The following is a 20,315-nucleotide window of genomic DNA, read 5'->3' as shown; positions in this document are numbered from 1 at the left end:
CCTGGCGTTTCCGGATACATTAAAAAACTCCCTTTCCGGGGTGGAAAGGGAGTTGAGGTTAAAGCTATTACTATTTAGAACAATAAACTTGGCACACCTGTATTCTCCTTACACTTACGGAGTTTGTGTACCAGAAGATGATGACTCACTACCGCCAGAAGTCTGACTTTTACTTCCACCAGAAGCACTTGCTCCGGAATCCGTACCAGATGCCGAAGTTCCTGATCCACCTGTTCCTTGGTCAGAATTTGAAACGGCTGCTGGAATAGAGAAGATAAAATCCTCTGATTTATTCGTTGTGTTTTTTGTTGATTCGACAGGAACAGATACCACCCAAATTTTATACGGCCCAGCTGCAAAAGCTACATTGTTAGAATCTGTACCACCACTTCCAAATTCTACTTTTATTGGCTGTGTGCTGCCTACATTCACCGTTTGTATAGCTTTCAAGGGTGGATTGGTAGAATCATTCTTAACAATGTAAATTTCATATTTAGCGATCCCTGTTTCGGTTAAATTGGAAAAGTTCACGGTAACTGAATCAGTTGTAGGCGTTGCACTTGTTATCGTCGCCTTATCAACAGGTGTTGGTGCTTGGTTTTTTGCATTAATCGTAAAATTAGTAGATGTCGCTATATTTGATTCTCTTTTGCTATCAGACTCGGACAAGATGACTATTTTATATGACACTCCATCTTTAATTTCAATGCCATTGCTGTCTTTCAAAGTGGAAGGCAGTACTGCAGGGCTTGAAGTTACCTCAACTGCATTATTTTCTCTAATCGTCGCTTTAGCCGTATTAAGATCAAATGGAGTTGCAGCCGGTACAACCATTAACATGTAACGCTTGATACCTTGCGCCGAATCAGGTTTACTAAAATTCACAGTTACATCAGTCGCATTACCTGCAGCTTGATCTGCTTTTTTAACAACAATATCGCCAAACTTAACTGCTGACACGGTAGAAGTTACTGATAAGCTGATATCTGCATATGCTGATGATAGTACATTCGGAGTGCTGCTACTGTTACTGATAGCAAGAACAAATATACGATAACTCTGATCATTCGTAATATCTGCGCCATCTGTAGTTTTAACATTTTCTAGGTTGAAGTTATAATCTCCACTACCACCAGCTTTATTCACACTCTTGTAATAAGGATTGCGATTTGCTTCTTCCAGGTTGAACCTTCCTGTATTGGCGGACTTAACCACGAATACACGATAATAATTTATATTAGCCTCATTCGAGGGTCTATTAAAGGTCACTTGTAGATCTTTGCCATTCCCGTTATCCGCCACATCAGTTGCACTTACTTTCGTAGGTGCAGTAACCGTTGTATTCGGTGTCAGCGTAATTTGGGCCGAATATGAAGACAATGCGTTTTGGCTCCAGTTCCCGTTGCTATTCACGGACAGGACAAATACACGATAAGCGTTGTAGTTCGCAATTCTATACCCATTTGTATCGACTGCATTGCTCGAGAGTGTTACAGACAAATTACCACCCGTTTTATTTACCTGCGTGTAATTGTTCGATGCATTCGCAGCATTCAGATTGAAGCTTCCTACGTTATTGGCAGGTACAACGAACACGCGATAGTGGGAAACAGTGGATTCGTTAGTTGCTCTGTTAAACGACACGCGAAGATCTGACCCATTCCCGTTGTCCGCAACATCTGTAACAGACAAATTCGATGCCACACCTGCAATATTATTCGAAGTCAGTCTCAGCACACTGGAAGAAGCCGACAACGCATGGGTGTAGTTATTCTGCTGATTGCCTGCTGCCATGACATAGATTCGATAATCCTGCAGGTTCGTAATGTTGTAACCACTGGTATCCCGCATGTTTGAAGGCAGTGTCACCGTAAGGTTATTGCCTGTTTTATTGACGGTGTAGTACAAGCTTGAAGACAGATTGCTGGCAGTGTTCAAGTTAAAGCTGCTGGCTACCGAGTTACGCACAACAAACACACGATAGTTCGCTACCTTCGACTCATCCGATGAGCGATTAAAACTTACCTGAATGTCACGTCCATCTCCATAATCCGAGATATCTCTCACTTGAGTAATAACCGGAGCTGCTGCTGTGTTCACAGCCAAGGTCAGTGAAGATGAAGCCGCGGACAGCTTGCTATCTGTTGTTGTATTCGCACTAACGGACATAATGTACACAACATATGCCGTTCCACTCTTGATCAACTCACCCGACGTATCCCGTGATGAAGAGGTCAGCTGGCTTTTGATTGTAGCAGAGTTTCCTTTGTAAATGATCGTGGAATTTGTGGTAGATACCTTATTTGCAACATTTTGATTAAATGTGGATGCGTCCTTCGCTTTTACAACCAATGCACGGTAATACGTAATATTTGAATTCGTGCTCGGCTGTGTGAAATTAATCTCCAGATCTCTTCCATCGCCATAATCGCTCACATCGGCAATACGCAGACCCGTTACAGCCTGAACGGAAGGTTTCACCTGGTTCAGCTTCAGAGCCTGTGAAGACCAGCCTAATGTGTTTTGGTAGTTATTATTGCTGTTACCCACGGTCAGTACATAAAGACGGTATGTTTCATTACTATTCAGCAAATCACCGTTGACGTCACGTGTCTGAGCGTTTAGGGTCAACTTTGGATTCGTGCCGTTTGGTGTAATGGAAGTGTAGTTTGCCGGAGACACTGCCGAAGCAACCGATTCTTTAAAACTGTTTGTATCCCGACTTTTCACCAGCATTACTCGGTAAGCGGATACTGTTCTTTCTGACGTTGCACGTGTGAAGCTTACCGTCAGGTCACGTCCATCTCCGTTGCTGCCAGATACTGATCCGTAGATATTCCACGCGGAAAACTGCGTATCGTCAATCGGCGTTTCCGGTGTATATGTGGTTTGAACATCGACACGCTGACTACGTGAGTTCCAGTATATTTTTTCCCCGAAGGCTTCGCTCACAAAACGAATCGGCACCATGGTGTTACCCTTGATCGTCGTCGCAGGAACATCCAATACATTCAGTTGACCATTGATATATGCAGCCTTGGAACCAAGTGTTAGTGAAACCTCTTGATCCCCACGGGTTGCTGTAATGGTTTTCGTTCTATTGTTGTACTTCACTTCTGCATCAAGTCCTTCAAAAATCGACCGAAGCGGAACTAGCACACGTCCAGCCTTCATCACAGGGGCTTGAACAGACGGTATCTCTGTACCATTAATATAAATGCTGATTCTTGCAGCCGCATCCATCACAGACGTTGGCAGTGCAGACATAAGCATGGCCGATACGGCCAATGCTGACATCACCTTTTTAACTTGTTTGCCTCCCGCTTTCCTCATAACTCTATCCCCATTCTTCCATAATTAGTTCCACTCTTATAGATTAGCTATGCGATTCAGTAATTCCTGTATTTTCCTATGCACAACTAAGACGTTCCGGTTTGTGAAAAAGTTTCCGGTTTCCCAAAATTATTTTCGCAGAAAAATTAGCCATTCATCTACCCTGTAAAGGTTAAAAATAACAGAAGAATTTGTCACCATTCCGCAACCACTTCCTGCGGCAATTGCTATAATCTTTAAGTAATCGTTAACCGAACATGATATACATGCTATTTATCCATTCTATTTTTAATAGGCAACCTTTATTTCGTCTACTTCGTCTTCATCTAATAACATAGAACTACAGGAGGTTTATATCTATGACATCATCTATGTATTCTTTCAAAAATAAAGGCATTCGCACGCTGCTTACCGCCACGGCGATTGCTATGCTGATGCAAACAGCAGTTGCCCCAGTCGCTGGCATTGCTTCTGCTGCCCCTGCTGCGGACAGCAAAGTAACTTCGGCCAGTTCGGCCGCGATCTACAAATCATTCCAGAACATGTTATACAAAAAAGATGGCCTTCCTGCGGCAGACCGCTATCTGGAGTCCAAGATTAGCCAAGTTACCCCTTATCATGCAACATTGATGGTTCTTCAGCTGGAAAATGCCCGCTTCAAGGCGCTAACCGCCATAACGGATCGCATGCTTGTGCCAAATGTTCAGGATCAGATGCAAAAATTATACAAGTGGAATGACAGCTTCACCCAGCTGATGTCCCGCACCAAGGACACAAGTCTTCGCTCACTGCTGCAGCAGGCCAGAGACAGTGGTTATCGTCTGGTTACGATCGAGGGTTCACTCTATCCGATCATGAATTATGCCGCCTTTGAAAAATATACTTCTTATGTAAATAAGGATATTAAACAGTACATCCGAATCATGGCTGTCGAAACGAGTAACATTTCAACTGAGGATGGAGGCCTGATGATCGGATATCAGGACATGCTGAATCGTGCTCTGAATCAGGAACAATTCCTGAATGATTATCCTAAATCCAATCGTAAACAGCGGGTACAGATGCTGATGAACGAATATACTCTATACACCTTTTACGGTTTGGATAATACACCTCTGTTCGATTACGATACCAACATTATGGCTGCAAATGCGCAAAAAGGTTACAAAGCTGTCTTACAGCGGAACTCTTCCGGGGACAGTGCCTTTTTGAAAAAACTGAATGAATTCATGGATGTTGTCACTGAATCCAAGTTTGAAAAAACAGAAGCGGTGGAAAATTGGCTGGATCAGAACGTATCCAGAAATGAATATTCAAATCAGTAGAGGCAATTATGTGTGAACACTCCATTTCGGGACATGAGATCGGAAGATAGGAACAAGAGATCGGAAGACGGCATCTGTACAGGAATGAATTTATAGAAATCGATGCGATGAGTCGGCTAAATGACAATAAGTAGGCCTCCACAGCAAGCTAATCGCCCAGTTGAGTTTAAAATTGTTCAGGGTGTGTAGATGTGTAGGTGTGTAATGGAGATTACGCGATGCGTGTACGAGTGCACGATATATTTCTAACGATCACCAGAAACCTTATTTGGCCAATTTAGATCACCAGAGACGCTATTTCATCTAAAATGAGCAAAAATCAATGATTTTTCGCTCGAAATGGTGAAATAACGCTTCTCCTGATTGTTAGAATTAGAAAAGGGCTGAAATCGACCAAATAGCGTCATCTGTGATCGTTAGCCGATTCACGGCTAAGGTTACTTGGGGTTCGGGCGACACTTTCTCGTGTATGACGTGGTTACTTGGGGTTTGGGCGGCACTTTCTGGTATATGACGTGGTTACTCGGGGCTCAGGCAACACTTTCTGGTATATGACTTGGTTACTCGGGGCTCTGGCGACACTTTCTGGTGTATGACGTGGTTACTCGGGGTTCCGGGCGGCACTTTCTGGTGTATGACGTGGTTACTCGGGGTTCCGGGCGGCACTTTCTGGTGTATGATCATGGTTACTTGAGGCTCGGGCAACACCTCTGGTGTATGATCGTGGTTACTTGGGGTTCGTTGTGACCTTGATGGGGCGACTCGTTGCTCCTTATGGTTTCTTACCAGGCGAGGTTACCAAAAAAAAAATAGGGCAACCTGCACGAAATACACTGCTTCTTGGCAGGGTAATCAGCTAGTGTCTATCACAGTTACGCACGCGTAAGTGAAGGCTACACGCTAGCTTCCATTGCGTAAGTCATTCAATCTGCTATCAGCCTTTGACCGTATTTCTACTAATCGTGGTTCGTTCGATTATAATCGCTTTATCTGTCACTACATGACACCAAAAAGACGAAGTCAACTTCCCTCCTGGGCGTTGCTTCGTCTTTTTCATACTGCTAAGACAGTATCCGTGTAACTAACCACGTCCCATCCCCCTCGAATCATCACTAAGATTCAATTCGTTTAACCATATGATAATACTCATGTCCACCGATGAGGATCACTTCATCCTGAACGTAGCCTTGCCGTTCATAGAGCTGCATGGCACGGTTATTATCCTGCTCCACGATCAGGGCAACCTGCGTGTGCCCGAGTTCTCTTCCCTGCTGCTCAAATGCAGCCATCAGTGCACGGCCGATCCCCTGCCCCTGATAAACTTCACTTACCGAAAGAGTATCGAGATAATACTCTCCCGGACGGGTTTCTTTTACCAGAGCATATTTCTCATCCTCATCACGTCCGGAACGATTGAGAAGCGGCTGATCCAGTCGCTCTACATCATCACCAGCATACGCCACCAGCATTCCGGCAATCTGCCCATCCAGCTCCATCACGGTGATATTCTGATAACTGATCCGGTTATTCTCCTGTGTAATGAACTCTCGTAAAATGTGCATCGCCTGCTCATGATCACTCTCACCTGCAAGCGCATAGGCAATATCCCCAATCGCCTGCACCAACAGCGGGATGATCTGATCCACATCTTCCTTCCGAGCTGGTCGGAGCTGAGGCACTGATTTCTGTTGATCCGATCCTATAACTGATTTCACTTGTAAAAAGACGCCCCTCTCAACATCCCTATCTTTATCTAAAATGCCTGTCTCAATGACTGTCTCTAGCTCTGTTCGTGTCTCTGTTTCTAACTCTGCTTCTGCCTGTCTCTAGCCCTGTTCCCAGGTTCCCCTTATATCTGTACCTGTGGATCTTTATCACTTATCCAATTCGAATTGAATCATTCATACAATTAACTTTTAATCAGATTAACATGTTGAACAGATTCAGGTTTTTGTTCAGCTCCGTGTAGGCAATGCCTTTGCGGTTCATGCGTTCGATGAGCGGCTGGTAGTCTTCTTTGTACATGAGCTCGATGCCAACCAGGGCAGGGCCATTTTCCTTGTCATGTTTTTTCGTATACTCAAATCTGGCGATATCGTCATTCGGACCGAGCACTTCCTCCAGGAACTCACGTAGAGCCCCTGCACGCTGCGGGAAATTCACCATGAAATAATATTTCAGACCTTCGTAGATCAGGGAACGCTCTTTGATCTCCTGCATCCGGTCAATATCATTGTTACCACCGCTGATGACACAGACCACCGTCTTGCCTGCGATCTGTTCCCGGTATTGCTCCAGTGCAGCTACTGCCAGCGAGCCCGCAGGCTCAACAACGATGGCATTTTCGTTATATAACTCCAAAATCGTTGTGCAGGCTTTGCCTTCCGGCACCTTCACAATGTCATTCAGGATGTTGCTACAGATGTCATAAGTCAAATCGCCGACCCGTTTCACCGCTGCCCCATCCACAAATTTATCGATATCATCCAGCGTAACCACTTGTTTGCGGAACATTGCTTCACTCATGGAAGCTGCCCCAAGCGGCTCAACGCCGATGATTTGTGTTTCAGGACTCACCGTTTTCATGTAGGTTCCTACTCCAGCCGCCAAACCACCGCCGCCAATTGTGACAAATACATAGTCCGCATTCTCATCAAGGCTTTCCATGATCTCCATCGCAACCGTGCCGTTACCCGCAATAATCTTGGGTTGATCAAACGGATGGATAAAGGTCATCCCCTGTTCGTCACATGCACGCATCGCCTCAGCATACGCATCATCATACGTATCACCGATCAGAACAACCTCTACGTTGTCGCCGCCAAAGCGCCGCACTTGCTTCACTTTCTGATTCGGCGTTGTGCTTGGCATAAAGATTTTCCCGTGAATGCCCAGTGCGTTACAGCTAAAAGCTACACCCTGTGCGTGATTGCCTGCGCTGGCGCAGACGATGCCTTTCTCCATTTCTGCAGGAGTCAGACTGCGTATCATGTTGTAGGCCCCGCGAATTTTGAACGAACGCACCACTTGAAGGTCTTCCCGTTTCAGATACACGTTACAGTTATATTTGGCCGACAATACAGCATCACGCTGTAACGGCGTTCTCACAATCACTTCACGCAGCACATGATGTGCGCGTACGATATCTTCCATGCCCACACTGGCATGTCTGGAACCTTCGTTTCCGGCTCCCGTTCCTGTTGTTTCTTGATTCTCTGGTTTCATCTGTCTCCACACTCCGCTTATATGTTCTAGCAATGTCATACATTGCTTTTTCTTTTTATTGTATCACTTTTACTCTGTCCCTGCGCCTGATGCGAAGAGAAACCGTCTGCTGCTGCCCACGAAGACTTAAATCTTACAACTTGTCCCTTATCCCTCATCGCTTAATTCTTAATTCTTAATCTCTTATCCCTTTTTCCTAAATCCTAGCCTTACTCCATATTACTTAGCATTCGCAAAATCTCACCTGTAATGACCTTAGGATCTGTAAACATCACCATATGCCCCGAATGTGCTGCCTCCACCCACCTTGCATTGGACAATTGGCTCACCGTCTGACGATGAGCTTCAACCACTACAGGCCTGATTTTACGTTCTCCCTTGCCTGCTAAGGTGCCCGAAATAATGCTCACTTCCAGATCCCCCAGCTTCGGGGGCTGCTCTTGTAACAGCTTCAAATCTCGTAAAAAGTTCTTTCCCTCCGCAGCCATTGTCTGAGCGGTTTGTACCGTAAAATCCTCCCGGCGGTGATCCGCTACAACGTCAGCAGGCTGACTAAGAAAATCCTTTATGCCAAGGAAACGATATAGCCCCACGCGAGCCAGAGCCGGAATAAGTGCACCATTAACCGCAAAACCAACCTTCGCCATGCGAGAAAAATATAACCCACAATGCTCATCCGACGGATCAATAAGAATGATCCCCCGCAGACGTGACAGATTAGTAGCAGCCACTGTCCGTACAATTGGCCCTCCCCAGCTATGCCCCACCAGAATAAACGGCCCCTTCCCGAGCGCCACCAGCAGCTCATTCAGGTCTTCCGCAATTCGGGTCAGGGTACGCGGAGAAGAATCGACATCACTTCGCCCTGCTCCTGCCCTGTCGTACACAACAGTGCGCGCATGTTCCGCAATTGCCGGTACAACCAGTCCCCATGTAGATCTGGAGACACCCATGCCCGACTCAAAAACCACAGTCACTTCCCCCGTGCCCTTCGACATGTAATGCAGCTTGCGGCCATCCCGGGTCTGAATATATGCACTTGAACCTAACGTATGTAATCCACCGTCATGACTCATGCTTCACCTTTCCTCTCCACTGGTCGCCACGTTCCGTCTGTCATCATTGACCCTAAATGAAAATGATTATCAATTACTAATTATACCTTTTTACTTGTAAAAAAAGAACACCCGATCCATTATCGGATCGGGTCTCCTTCTCAGCCATGCAACGGCTGAACGTACAATATAAAACTACGACCTCGCGTCCTTTTCCTAGCGCATATCCAATTCCATTCCCATTAATGATCTATCAGCATATACCTGCATTTTCTTATCCGCGAATGCCGTGATTCTTATTGTTCATCTGATCGAGTAACTGATTCATCGTATCCTCGGTCATGGCGCCACCACTAAAGGCCACAAGGGCACGCAGCGGCATATATTTCATCATCGCATTCATCATATCCGCATGGTCATTATCACCAGAATCGTCACCGCCGCCGAAACCGCTCACTTCTTGGAATTGCTTCAAAGCCTGCTCAATCAGCTTTTTATTCTCCGGATCGCGCTGAATATCGCCAAGTGTACTGTTACGTGTGTACGTAGGAATAAATGTAGCCGTGGATTCGACACTCACCCGAGTCTGCACACGAATATCACGCGAAGAGCTGCCCACCTGAATCTCGAACTCGCCAGTCTCAACATGCCAGTCTTTCATATCCACGTTGTAATACGCGAACGAACGTTTATTCAGGGTGAAATGAACCATTTGGGACTCCCCGGCTGCCAGTGCTACCTTCGCAAAACCTTTCAGTTCCCGATCCGGACGAATCACCGTACTCTCCACATCACTAACGTACAGCTGTACGATCTCTTTCCCCGCACGCTCCCCGGTATTGGTGACGCGTACTTGTACCTGCACCTCGTCCAGGTCGGTTAGCGTTGTCCGGTCCACCTGCAAATCGCTGTACTCAAACGTGGTATAACTGAGGCCGTATCCAAACGGGAACAGCGGCTCCAGTTCTTTTTTATCATAATAGCGGTAACCAACAAAGATACCCTCGCGGTAATCCACTCGATCCGCCTCGCCAGGGAAGTTCAGATAGGACGGATTATGACTGAGCTTGGCCGGGAATGTCTCCGCCAGTTTACCAGACGGGTTCACCTCACCGAAGAGCAGATCGGCGATTGCGCCCCCTACAGCCTGTCCGCCAAGATAAGCTTCAAGCACTGCTTGAACCTGCGGCAACCAAGCCATCTCCACTGGAGAACCGTTGCTTAACACAACCACCACACGGGACTGCACCTTCGCCACCTCTTCGATCAGTCGGATGTGATTGTCCGGCAGACGCAGATGGGCACGGTCATACCCTTCGGATTCATAACGATCCGGCAACCCCACAAATACCACAGCGGCATCTGCTGCTTGCGCGGCCTGAATGGCCTCCTGCATCAGCGTATCATCCACATCGTCCGCTTCAATCCGGTACCCTGGCGCATACGAGATGGTCACTCCATCGCCTGCCACCTGAGTCATCTCGTCCACAATATCATCGACCTTGGTCGGATTAATGTGGGAACTCCCCCCTCCCTGGAAGCGAGGTTTACGTGCAAAGGCACCTACGATGGCAACGCTGCCTTCACGCTTTAGTGGAAGAAGCCCGGCTTCATTTTTCAACAAAACCATACTCTCGGATGCCACTTTACGTGCAAGCTGGTGGTGCTCGGTTTTATCGTATGAAGCTCCTTCTTTCTTATGATCGACCGCTTTGAAAATCAGCGTAAGCAAACGCTCCACCGCAAGATCCAGCTTGTCCATTGACAGCTTACCACTCTCTACAGCATCCATCACCTTACGTTCCCCAATACCACCGCTTGCCGGCATCTCCAGCTCCAGTCCAGCGGCAAGTGCATCGGCCCGCTCATTCACAGCGCCCCAGTCCGAGACAACCAGTCCTTCATGGCCCCATTCATCCTTCAAAATGTCAGTCAGCAACCACTCATTTTCACCCGCATACGTGCCGTTCACTTTATTATAGGAACACATCACCGTCCATGGCTGTGCGTCCTTCACCGCGCCTTCGAAGCTGGCCAGATAAATCTCGCGCAATGTCCGTTCGTCCACCACTGCATCAATCGACATCCGCCGCTCTTCCTGGTTATTCACTGCAAAGTGTTTGAGCGACGTTCCCACGCCCTGGCTCTGCACACCCTGAATATGGGCGGTAGCCATCTGAGTCGATAACAGCGGATCTTCGGAAAAGTATTCAAAATTCCTTCCGCCCAAAGGAGAACGTTTAATATTAACACCCGGTCCAAGCAATACCGCCACATCTTCGGCCTGACATTCTTCACCCAATGCCACACCAACCTGGCGCGCCAGCTCGGTATCCCACGAACTCGCCAGCCCTGCGGCTGACGGGAAACAGGTTGCAGGTACACTTGCGGTCAGCCCCAAATGATCTGCGCTGCTATCCTGTTTACGCAATCCGTGAGGGCCATCCGTCACCATGATGGATGGAATGCCGAGACGCTCCACCCCTTTTAGATGCCAAAAGTCGAGCCCTGAGCACATTCCTGCTTTTTCTTCCAGTGTCATCTGCTGTACCAAATCTTTGATGTTACGTTCCACATTAACCCCTCCAGTTCATGATATCCGTATAGTGTCGAAGCAATATAACAAGCATACCGCGTGAACTCTCACCATTTCAAATCCTTACCCTGTTCGTGACGTTTACATAACAGATCCCTTCATTTTTTCCTGCGAGTATCCTATATAGATTATAAAAATGAAAAAACAGCCCGATCTCACCGATCAGGCTGCCTGCGAACTTCTTATAGATGTCGATTCGATATGTGCTCGATCTCGTAATGCAATACATCCAAGTACCGTACCTGTATTACGCCTGTGATGTATACCATGCTGCTGCAGCTTCCGCTTCGGTACGTGTCAGTTGATGGCCCTGACGTTCCCAATGCATATGCACATCGGCACCTGCTCCGCTCAGCAGCGTAGCCAGTTCCTCCGTTTCACGTCTTGGCACAATTGGATCATTCTCCCCTGCACCGATAAAGACCGGCAGTCCTTTCATATCAGGTAGTGTCAGTCCGCGCAGCGGCACCATCGGATGGTGCAGGATTGCTCCCTTGAATACACCTGCCTGATGGAACATCAAACTCGCCGCAATATTGGCACCATTGGAGTATCCCAGTGCATAAACGTTTGAACGATCAAATCCATATTCCACCGCAGCCGCATCGATAAAAGCACCCAGCTCCGCCGTCCGTGCAATCAGATCCTCTTCGTCAAATACACCTTCCGCAAGGCGGCGGAAGAAACGTGGCATGCCATTCTCGGATACGTTCCCCCGTACTCCTAGAATCGCTGCACCCGGAGCAATCATCTCTGCAAGTCCAATCAGATCATTCTCTGTGCCTCCAGTTCCATGGAGCAATAGTAATGTTGGCGCATCTGGCTGCGCACCTGCTTTATAGATATGTTTCATGGTGGCTGTACTCATGATTTAGACTCCCCTTTCCATTCACGTACTTGAATCGGTGGCAGCAATTGTTCAATCTGCTCACGCTGTGGTTCGTACCACTCTGGCAACATCAATTTCTCACCCATCGTCTCTTGCGGCTCATCCCGCGCAAAACCTGGAGGGTCTGTCGCAATCTCAAACAGGATGCCGCCCGGTTCACGGAAATATACCGCGTTGAAGTATTGACGGTCAATCACAGGCGTTGGATGATATCCGGTTTGATCCAGTTCCTGCTGAATCTGTTCATGCTCGGTGTAATCTTTGGCGCGCCATGCAATATGATGGACTGTTCCTGCACCGCCAATACCACGCTGAATGCCAGTGGATTGAATATCAATGATCTGTCCCAGGTCACCGTTTGCACGCAGACGGATCAGACCATTCTCTTCGCCGACCTGTTCCAGACCAAGCTTGCTGACAAGCACGTCCATCGTTTTCTCAGGCACATGACTGTAGAGCACCGCACCGCCAAATCCTTTGATTGCATGCTCCGGTGTTACCCCGTTAAATGTCCACTGGCTTGGCTCGCCGCCTTCCCGCTCAACCAGTTCAAGGAGCAATCCCCCTTTATCGAAGAAACGAATATAGCGTTCACCGAATCTCGTTTTATTTTCATATGGAATATCGAAGGAAGCAAGACGTTCTTTCCAGAACGACAGGCTGCCCACGGGTACCGCATAGACGGTAACTCCGGTCTGACCTGAGCCGATCACACCTCTTCTTGAATTTTGCTGCGGGAAAAACGTAATGATCGTACCCGGCGCACCTTGCTCATTGCCGTAGTACAAGTGATACACATCCGGTGCGTCAAAGTTGATCGTTTTTTTCACCAGTCTAAGTCCGAGCACACCTGCGTAAAAATCTACATTTTTCTGAGCATCGTCAACAAAAGCCGTAATGTGGTGAATGCCTGAAGTTCTGAACATAATCTCCACTCCCTTGGTTTTGGTTTATGGTTCGTATCTTATCTTTTTTTGTTTTATCTTTAATTTAAGATTCTTTAAATTCATATTAATCCATCTATAAGCATTATGCAAGTATTTATTTTAAAATTAAGATATTACTGCGGTAAACTCTAACTAATTCGATGTTCAAGTCTAGAAGTAACACGCTGAACTGCTTTTCACATAAAAAACAGGTATCCGCACTGAAGTACGGATACCTGTTTTCATATAAATACAAATGAACGATTTCGAGCTAGGCCCGCTTCTGGTTCTGATTTTTACACCAATTTTAATTTCTTCGGTGGATTTACCAGATCCTTATGCTCGTATTCATCCTTGATATCCCCAACAATCTCTTCGAGAATATCCTCCATCGTCACCATTCCGATCGTTGCGCCAGCTTCGTCTTTGACGGAAGCGATATGCACACGGCTATGCTGCATCTGCACGAGAACATCTTTGATCGGTGAACGCTCCGAGAAGCTCGGCATTGGATACACAGAGGTGTTCATACTAAACGTTTTGCCCGCAGCCACACTCGTTAACGTTTGCTTGGTATTAATAAACCCGACAAAATCGTTCGCATCCCCATTGGCAATCACAGGATACCTCGTGTACTCATGCTGGTTCAACACGTCAATAATCTGATCCAATGGCATTTCTTTATTCAGCGTAACGATTTTATTTCGGGGAATCATAATCTCCTGAAGCAAACGCTCGTCAAAGGCAAAAATGTTTTTGAGATAATCCAGCTCCGTCTGGTTAATCTCGCCACTCTCATAACTTTGCGCCATAATCAGCTTTAATTCCTCTTCGGAGTGAACCGTATCATGCCCGGCCGGTTTGATACCGAAAATGCTAAGCAATAAACGTGCTGCACCGTTCAGCGCATAAATGAACGGATTCATAATTTTACCGAACCAGTAGAGCGGTGGTGCAAGCAACAACGTCATTCGCTCAGCAAACTGAATGGCAAGTGTTTTGGGTGCAAGCTCGCCGATTACGACATGAAGGAAGGTGATAAATGCCAATGCAATCGCGTAAGAGAGCACGGTGGACAGTGCAGCAGGCACTTCCAGACTCTGAAATAACGGATGCAACATCTTCTCTACCGTCGGTTCACCCAAAGCACCTAGTACGAGTGCTGTAATTGTAATACCCAGTTGACAGGCAGACAGATAATAATCCAGATTATGTGCCACTTTTTTGGCGATCACTGCTTTTTTGTTGCCTTCCGAGATCAATTGATCAATACGGGACATCCGCACTTTCAGAATAGCAAACTCGGCTCCTACGAAAAACGCGGTCAAACCGATAAATACAGCTACTAAAAATAAATTCAAGGCTATTATTCCGTCCAATGATTTCCCTCAGATGAGGGATTCACCTCCATTAAGTTTTGAAATATACATCAGAGCAACGTTCTTCTTCCAACAATTAAGCCAGATCGCTTGCAGCTTCTTGAACCTCAATACCGTTTACACGCTCAAGCAGCACCTGCTTGATGTGATAGTTCTCGGCATCCACAACCGTCCAGACATAGTCGCCGTGTTCAACCGTATCCCCTTTTTCCACGCCGACACCCTTCTGGTACTGAATCCATCCGGCAACGGTATCCATCTCTTCATTACCCTCGAATACAATCCCGAATTGGCGCTCCAGTTCATCCAGAAGCACACGTCCGTTGATCAGATATTGGTTTTCCCCGGTTTCCTGAATGTCCGCCACTTCATCAGCATCGAACTCATCCCGGATTTCGCCAACCAGCTCTTCGAGGATATCCTCCATCGTAATGATTCCCGAGGTACCGCCGTACTCATCCACGACGACAGCCATATGAACACGTTCCTGCTGCATTTTGATCATCGCATCTTGAATGGAAGTGACTTCCGACACAAATGGAATCTCACGCACAAATTCACTCAATTGATGTGCCCGGGTCGCAACCATGTCCGGCAATATCTTCTTCACATTCACAACACCAATAATGCGGTCTTTGTCTCCATCCTCGATGACGGGATATCTGGAGTAGTTATGCTCATCCAATATAGGAATAATATCGTCATAGGTCATATCCTGATTCAGTGTAACCAGTTCTGTACGCGGAACCATGATGTCTTTGGCATCACGTTCATCGAACACAAAAACATTTTCCAGATACGAAAGCTTGGTCTTGTTGCTCTCATCGCCTTCATAGCTCTGGTTCATAATAATTTTAATCTCGTCCTCGGAATAGGCTTGATCATGTCCGGCAGGCTTCACACCGAATCCACGCAGGATTACACGCGATGCACCATTGAGCGCCCAGATAAACGGGTACATGACTTTACCAAACCAGTACAGCGGTGGCGAGAGTAACAACGTCAGTTTTTCCGAAAACTGAATCGCCAACGTTTTGGGTGCCATCTCACCAACAACGACATGCAAAAACGTAACGAGAATAAAAGCTATCGCATAGGAAGCAATCGCCGAGGCAGAGGCAGGTACATCAAAATAGCTGAACACCGGATATAACAATCTCTCCACCGTTGGTTTACCCAATGCCCCGAGTCCCAGAGCCGTGACCGTAATACCCAACTGACAGGCGGACAGATAATAATCCAGATCCGAGACGACCTTTTTGGCGAGCACTGCCTTTTTATTGCCTTCGGCAACCAGTTGATCCACCCTTGATGTACGAATCTTTACAACAGCAAACTCCGACGCAACGAAAAATGCGGTTAGTACAATCAAGATGATAAGTAATGCGATATTTAATATGGTAATTATGTCCAAAGACTTCCCCGATAGTCAGGGATTCACCTCCAAAGATAGTTACAGCGTGATACGTTAACGTTCATACTGTTAACCTTTCATGCGCTGATTAATGTAAGTTGCCAAAAGCAATTAAAATATAAAAACGTATATAAAAATCAGTTCCTGATCCATTCTGTATAATCACACAATGACCTTGTAAATCTAAAACAGGAATCCAAGATGAAGTCAATGACGTCCATGACGTGTAGAAACGACTTCAATCAAAACGGGTTACCCCTCATGCTGTCCATTGTTCCTTGATTAACTCCACCTAGATTCGCCATTTGGACAATTTACAATATCGCCTACCCAATAGATATCCACCTCCCAACGTATCGATTCCTGTTTCCGAAGATTATATCATGTTTTGATCCGAACCATCCAGCAGCACGTTATGGTTTGGACCAAGCTTACATTCTATTGTTCACAGAATAGTCTATATGTATGTTATCGTCTGGCATTTTAACCAGCGTGATCCTGTACCTAAGAAATGGAGTTCTTATGGTCTTGTTATAGAATAGTGCAGTTTACTAAAATACTACCCGTTCCACATAGGCAGTAAACAGCTATATACCTGCCGGCATAGTGGCTAAACGCTTTGTTCGCGCAGGTGTGTGAAGGGTATTAGCTATCTCATTTTTACACATGATATCGGTAATACGCAGCAAAAAGCCCGCAGGATGCAATTACCTTTCGGCACTCTATCCTACGGACTGGTTTAATTAGCGCAAAACTTGCTCTGTTCCTGATCCATTCAACAAAGTTGATTGGAATTCAACTTCACTATACTTTGCTTAAGCTAACCAACTTATTGCTTGAATGCCTCACCTTGCTTGTTTACACCAAAGCTTTGGCTGCAATGTCGGTACGTTGATGTTTGCCTTCAAATCGAATGAACTCTGCTTGTGCATAGGCTTTGGTTCTTGCTTCTGCAATGTCTGCGCCCAGGCCTACAACACCGAGAATACGTCCGCCGTTTGTCACCCAGTCTCCAGCTTCATTACGCGCTGTTCCCGCATGGAACACAACAGCCTCTCGGGCTTGATCCAGTCCCTCAATTACAACACCTTTGGCATAAGGGCCGGGATATCCGCCTGAAGCAAGCACGACACATACCGCAGCTTCCTCGCTCCATTCAATCTCCAGGTCAGCCAGCTTTCCGTGAACGGTTGCCCAGAAAATATCGAGCAGGTCCGTTTTTAGACGTGGCAGCACGACTTGGGTCTCTGGATCTCCAAAGCGTGCGTTGAACTCAATCGTTTTGGGTTTGCCATCCGGGGAGATCATCAAACCTGCAAACAATACTCCACGGAATGGACGGCCTTCGGCTACCATCGCCTTAGCTGTTGGTTTGATGATGGTTTCGACCGCTTCTTCAATAATGGAGGCCGGAATATGTGGAAGAGGAGAATATGTACCCATGCCGCCCGTATTAGGTCCCTGATCATTGTCGAACACAGGTTTGTGATCCTGCGCGGCAGCCATCGGACGAACCGTCTCACCGTCAACAAAGGCCAGAATCGACATTTCCTGTCCGGCGAGGAATTCTTCGATAATCACTTTGGCCCCAGCTTCACCAAACACCTTATCGACCATGATGCTTTGAAGTGCCTGATTGGCCTCTTCACGGGAGTATGCCACGGTGACCCCTTTACCTGCAGCGAGTCCGTCCGCTTTAATGACAACCGGGATCGCTTGCTCGTCCAGATATGCCTGAGCCTGCTCGTAGTTATCAAACTTCTCATACGCAGCCGTAGGAATATTGTATTTGTGCAGCAGGTCTTTCATGAACGTTTTACTGCCTTCGATTTCCGCTGCATTACGACGTGGGCCGAAGACCGGGATACCTGTCGAGTCAAATGCGTCCACAATGCCGTCTGCGAGCGGATCATCCGGTCCAATAACGACGAGGTCTACTTTTAGTTCAACTGCCAGTGCTTTGAGTTTGTCAAATTCATGTACCGCAATCGGGTGACACGCTGCCAGCTGCGCAATGCCCGCATTCCCTGGTGCGCAATGAATTTTACCTGCCTTTGGACTCTTCGCCAGCGCCCAGATGATTGCATGTTCGCGGCCGCCGCCGCCGACTACCAAAATATCCATTCGTCTGTTTCCCTCCACGCTTTACTGGATTGTGATGTTCATACTTTTAAAATATTTATTGATCTATTTCCTGAAAAAAGGAGTGCCCCATACGTCATCAGCATGACAGGTGACACCCCTTTATAACACTTGCCACTTTTTGACGAGAGAGTACTTTTAAATGCTTCCGTTCGTTCTATAACTCTCCAACATACTTATCACTTATCCTAATGTTTAAAATGACGTACGCCTGTGAATACCATGGCGATGCCGTATTCATTGGCTACTTTGATAGACTCTTCGTCTTTGATCGAGCCGCCTGGCTGAATGACTGCCGTGATGCCAGCTTTTGCTGCCAACTCAAGTGTATCCCCCATCGGGAAGAATGCATCCGAAGCGAGAATAGCACCTTTGGCCTGCTCGCCAGCTTGCTCAATTGCAATTTTGGCGGCGCCGACACGGTTCATTTGTCCTGCACCTACACCTACCGTCATGTCGTTCGCAGCAAGTACAATCGCGTTGGACTTCACATGCTTAACGACTTTCCAGCCAAACAATAACTGTTTCATTTCTTCTTCGGAAGGTGCACGATCGGTAACCACGTTAAGCTCACTCGCTTCAATGGAGTGTACATCTGATTGTTGCACGATCATACCGCCGTCAATCGATGTTACCACGAATTGGCTTTCACGGTTGCGAGCTGCATTCAGCTCACCCGTTTTGAGCAAACGAATGTTTTTCTTTTTCGTCAGGATATCCAGTGCTTCTTGGGTAAAATCAGGAGCGAGTACGATTTCCAGGAAAATCTCACTCAGCTTGTTCGCCGTATCGCTGTCGATAATACGGTTCGCTGCCACAATGCCACCGAAAATCGATGTTGGGTCAGCAGCATAAGCTTTACTGTAAGCTTCATAGATGCTCTCGCCAATACCCACACCGCAAGGGTTCATATGTTTCACGGCAACGACAGCTGGCTCTTCGAACTCTTTGACGATCTGCAATGCTGCGTTAGCATCGTTGATATTATTGTAGGACAGCTCTTTACCGTGCAATTGCTCGGCTGTAGTCAATGTATCCTGTGCAGCCAGCGGTTTGCGGTAGAATGCCGCCTGTTGGTGTGGATTTTCGCCGTAGCGTAGATCCTGGAGCTTTTCGTAAGTAACGGTCAGACGCTCTGGTAATGGATCGCCATTAACGTTAGACAGGTAGTCGGAGATAAGTGCATCGTAAGCCGCCGTATGACGGAACACTTTTGCCGCAAGCCGTTTGCGTGTTTCCAGCGTTGTATCTCCGCTGCTACGAACTTCCTCCAGCACTTGGCTGTAGTCGGCCGCATCAACAACAACGCTAACAAACGCATGATTTTTAGCCGCAGAACGTAGCATCGTTGGTCCACCGATATCGATGTTCTCAATCGCATCTTCATAGGCTACATCCGGTTTAGCGATGGTTTCCTGGAAAGGATACAGGTTTACAACGACCAGATCGATATAACCCAGACCAAGCTCCTGCATTTGGCGTGTATGCTCTTCGTTATCACGAACAGCGAGCAAACCGCTGTGAACTGCCGGATGCAATGTTTTGACACGTCCGTCCATAATTTCCGGGAATCCGGTTACGTCCGAAATTCCGATGACAGGTACGCCTTCCTTCGACAGCAGGCTGCTTGTACCTCCTGTCGAAATAATCTCCACACCCATTTGCGACAGCTCGCGGCAAAAATCCACGATGCCTGTTTTATCCGATACGCTGACCAGCGCTCTTTTGATACTCACAATATGCTCCTCCTTTATTATCCCATAAGCTTCGCGTTTCCTGACGAAACACAGCCGATTTATTTCCCGAGAAATATCACAAAATGCGTACCAATTTTCGACTTCTGTTATATAAGTTGATAAACGATTCCCACACTGAGCCACTACGAGAACAGAATAATCTTTTGATCGCTGTTATTCCTGGATTTTTCAAACAATTTTGTAATGGTAAAAATCAAGTAATAAGCTTATGCTTCCGATGCAGCTTTCTTTCAGAAAGCTTTCAGGCGAACGCTCCGCTTCTCCAGCTTATTTC

At 46.8% G+C, this 20,315-nt stretch carries 12 protein-coding genes; 1 reads left to right on the top strand and 11 read right to left on the bottom strand.

The annotated features are described in order from the left end of the window. Positions 1-114: 114 nt before the first annotated feature. Positions 115-3,333 (bottom strand): stalk domain-containing protein, encoded by a 3,219-nt coding sequence (locus ACUTVW_RS17585; protein WP_445646985.1) that lies wholly within the window; start codon positions 3,331-3,333, stop codon positions 115-117. Between the two features lie 359 nt (positions 3,334-3,692). On the opposite strand from ACUTVW_RS17585, the gene ACUTVW_RS17580 reads away from it, so the two are divergent. Continuing rightward, complete coding sequence (locus ACUTVW_RS17580; RefSeq protein ID WP_445646984.1) at positions 3,693-4,658, top strand: hypothetical protein; 966 nt, start codon at positions 3,693-3,695, stop codon at positions 4,656-4,658. A gap of 1,112 nt (positions 4,659-5,770) precedes the next feature. Here ACUTVW_RS17580 and ACUTVW_RS17575 read toward each other — a convergent pair. From ACUTVW_RS17575 to purH, 10 genes are all read right to left on the bottom strand, one after another. Next, positions 5,771-6,373, bottom strand: a complete 603-nt coding sequence (locus tag ACUTVW_RS17575; RefSeq protein WP_445646983.1) for a GNAT family N-acetyltransferase — start codon at positions 6,371-6,373, stop codon at positions 5,771-5,773. Positions 6,374-6,578: 205 nt separating this feature from the next. Then, the gene (ilvA, locus tag ACUTVW_RS17570) at positions 6,579-7,811 is read right to left on the bottom strand and encodes a threonine ammonia-lyase IlvA (protein ID WP_445647085.1); all 1,233 of its coding nucleotides are present in this window, start codon (positions 7,809-7,811) and stop codon (positions 6,579-6,581) included. A gap of 281 nt (positions 7,812-8,092) precedes the next feature. Then, positions 8,093-8,959: an alpha/beta fold hydrolase gene (locus ACUTVW_RS17565; RefSeq protein ID WP_445646982.1), complete on the bottom strand. Its 867-nt coding sequence runs from the start codon at positions 8,957-8,959 to the stop codon at positions 8,093-8,095. A 253-nt stretch (positions 8,960-9,212) separates the two neighbouring features. After that, complete coding sequence (locus tag ACUTVW_RS17560) at positions 9,213-11,513, bottom strand: beta-glucosidase (protein WP_445646981.1); 2,301 nt, start codon at positions 11,511-11,513, stop codon at positions 9,213-9,215. Positions 11,514-11,781: 268 nt separating this feature from the next. Then, the gene (locus ACUTVW_RS17555; RefSeq protein ID WP_445647084.1) at positions 11,782-12,387 is read right to left on the bottom strand and encodes an alpha/beta hydrolase; all 606 of its coding nucleotides are present in this window, start codon (positions 12,385-12,387) and stop codon (positions 11,782-11,784) included. Between the two features lie 11 nt (positions 12,388-12,398). Then, positions 12,399-13,349, bottom strand: a complete 951-nt coding sequence (locus tag ACUTVW_RS17550) for a ring-cleaving dioxygenase (RefSeq protein WP_445646980.1) — start codon at positions 13,347-13,349, stop codon at positions 12,399-12,401. A gap of 296 nt (positions 13,350-13,645) precedes the next feature. Then, positions 13,646-14,728, bottom strand: a complete 1,083-nt coding sequence (locus ACUTVW_RS17545) for a hemolysin family protein (protein WP_445646979.1) — start codon at positions 14,726-14,728, stop codon at positions 13,646-13,648. 76 nt (positions 14,729-14,804) lie between these two features. Next, entirely contained in the window at positions 14,805-16,142 is a 1,338-nt protein-coding gene (locus tag ACUTVW_RS17540) for a hemolysin family protein (RefSeq protein ID WP_445646978.1), read from the bottom strand. A gap of 858 nt (positions 16,143-17,000) precedes the next feature. Then, positions 17,001-18,266, bottom strand: coding sequence for a phosphoribosylamine--glycine ligase (purD, locus tag ACUTVW_RS17535; protein ID WP_445646977.1), 1,266 nt, complete (start codon positions 18,264-18,266; stop codon positions 17,001-17,003). 206 nt (positions 18,267-18,472) lie between these two features. Next, entirely contained in the window at positions 18,473-20,020 is a 1,548-nt protein-coding gene (purH, locus tag ACUTVW_RS17530; protein WP_445646976.1) for a bifunctional phosphoribosylaminoimidazolecarboxamide formyltransferase/IMP cyclohydrolase, read from the bottom strand. Between the last annotated feature and the right edge of the window lie 295 nt (positions 20,021-20,315).

It is taken from the genome of Paenibacillus sp. TSA_86.1 (genome assembly GCF_052691815.1).
Note: the sequence above shows the minus strand (reverse complement) of the source record. Positions and strands in the feature narration are given on the sequence as shown.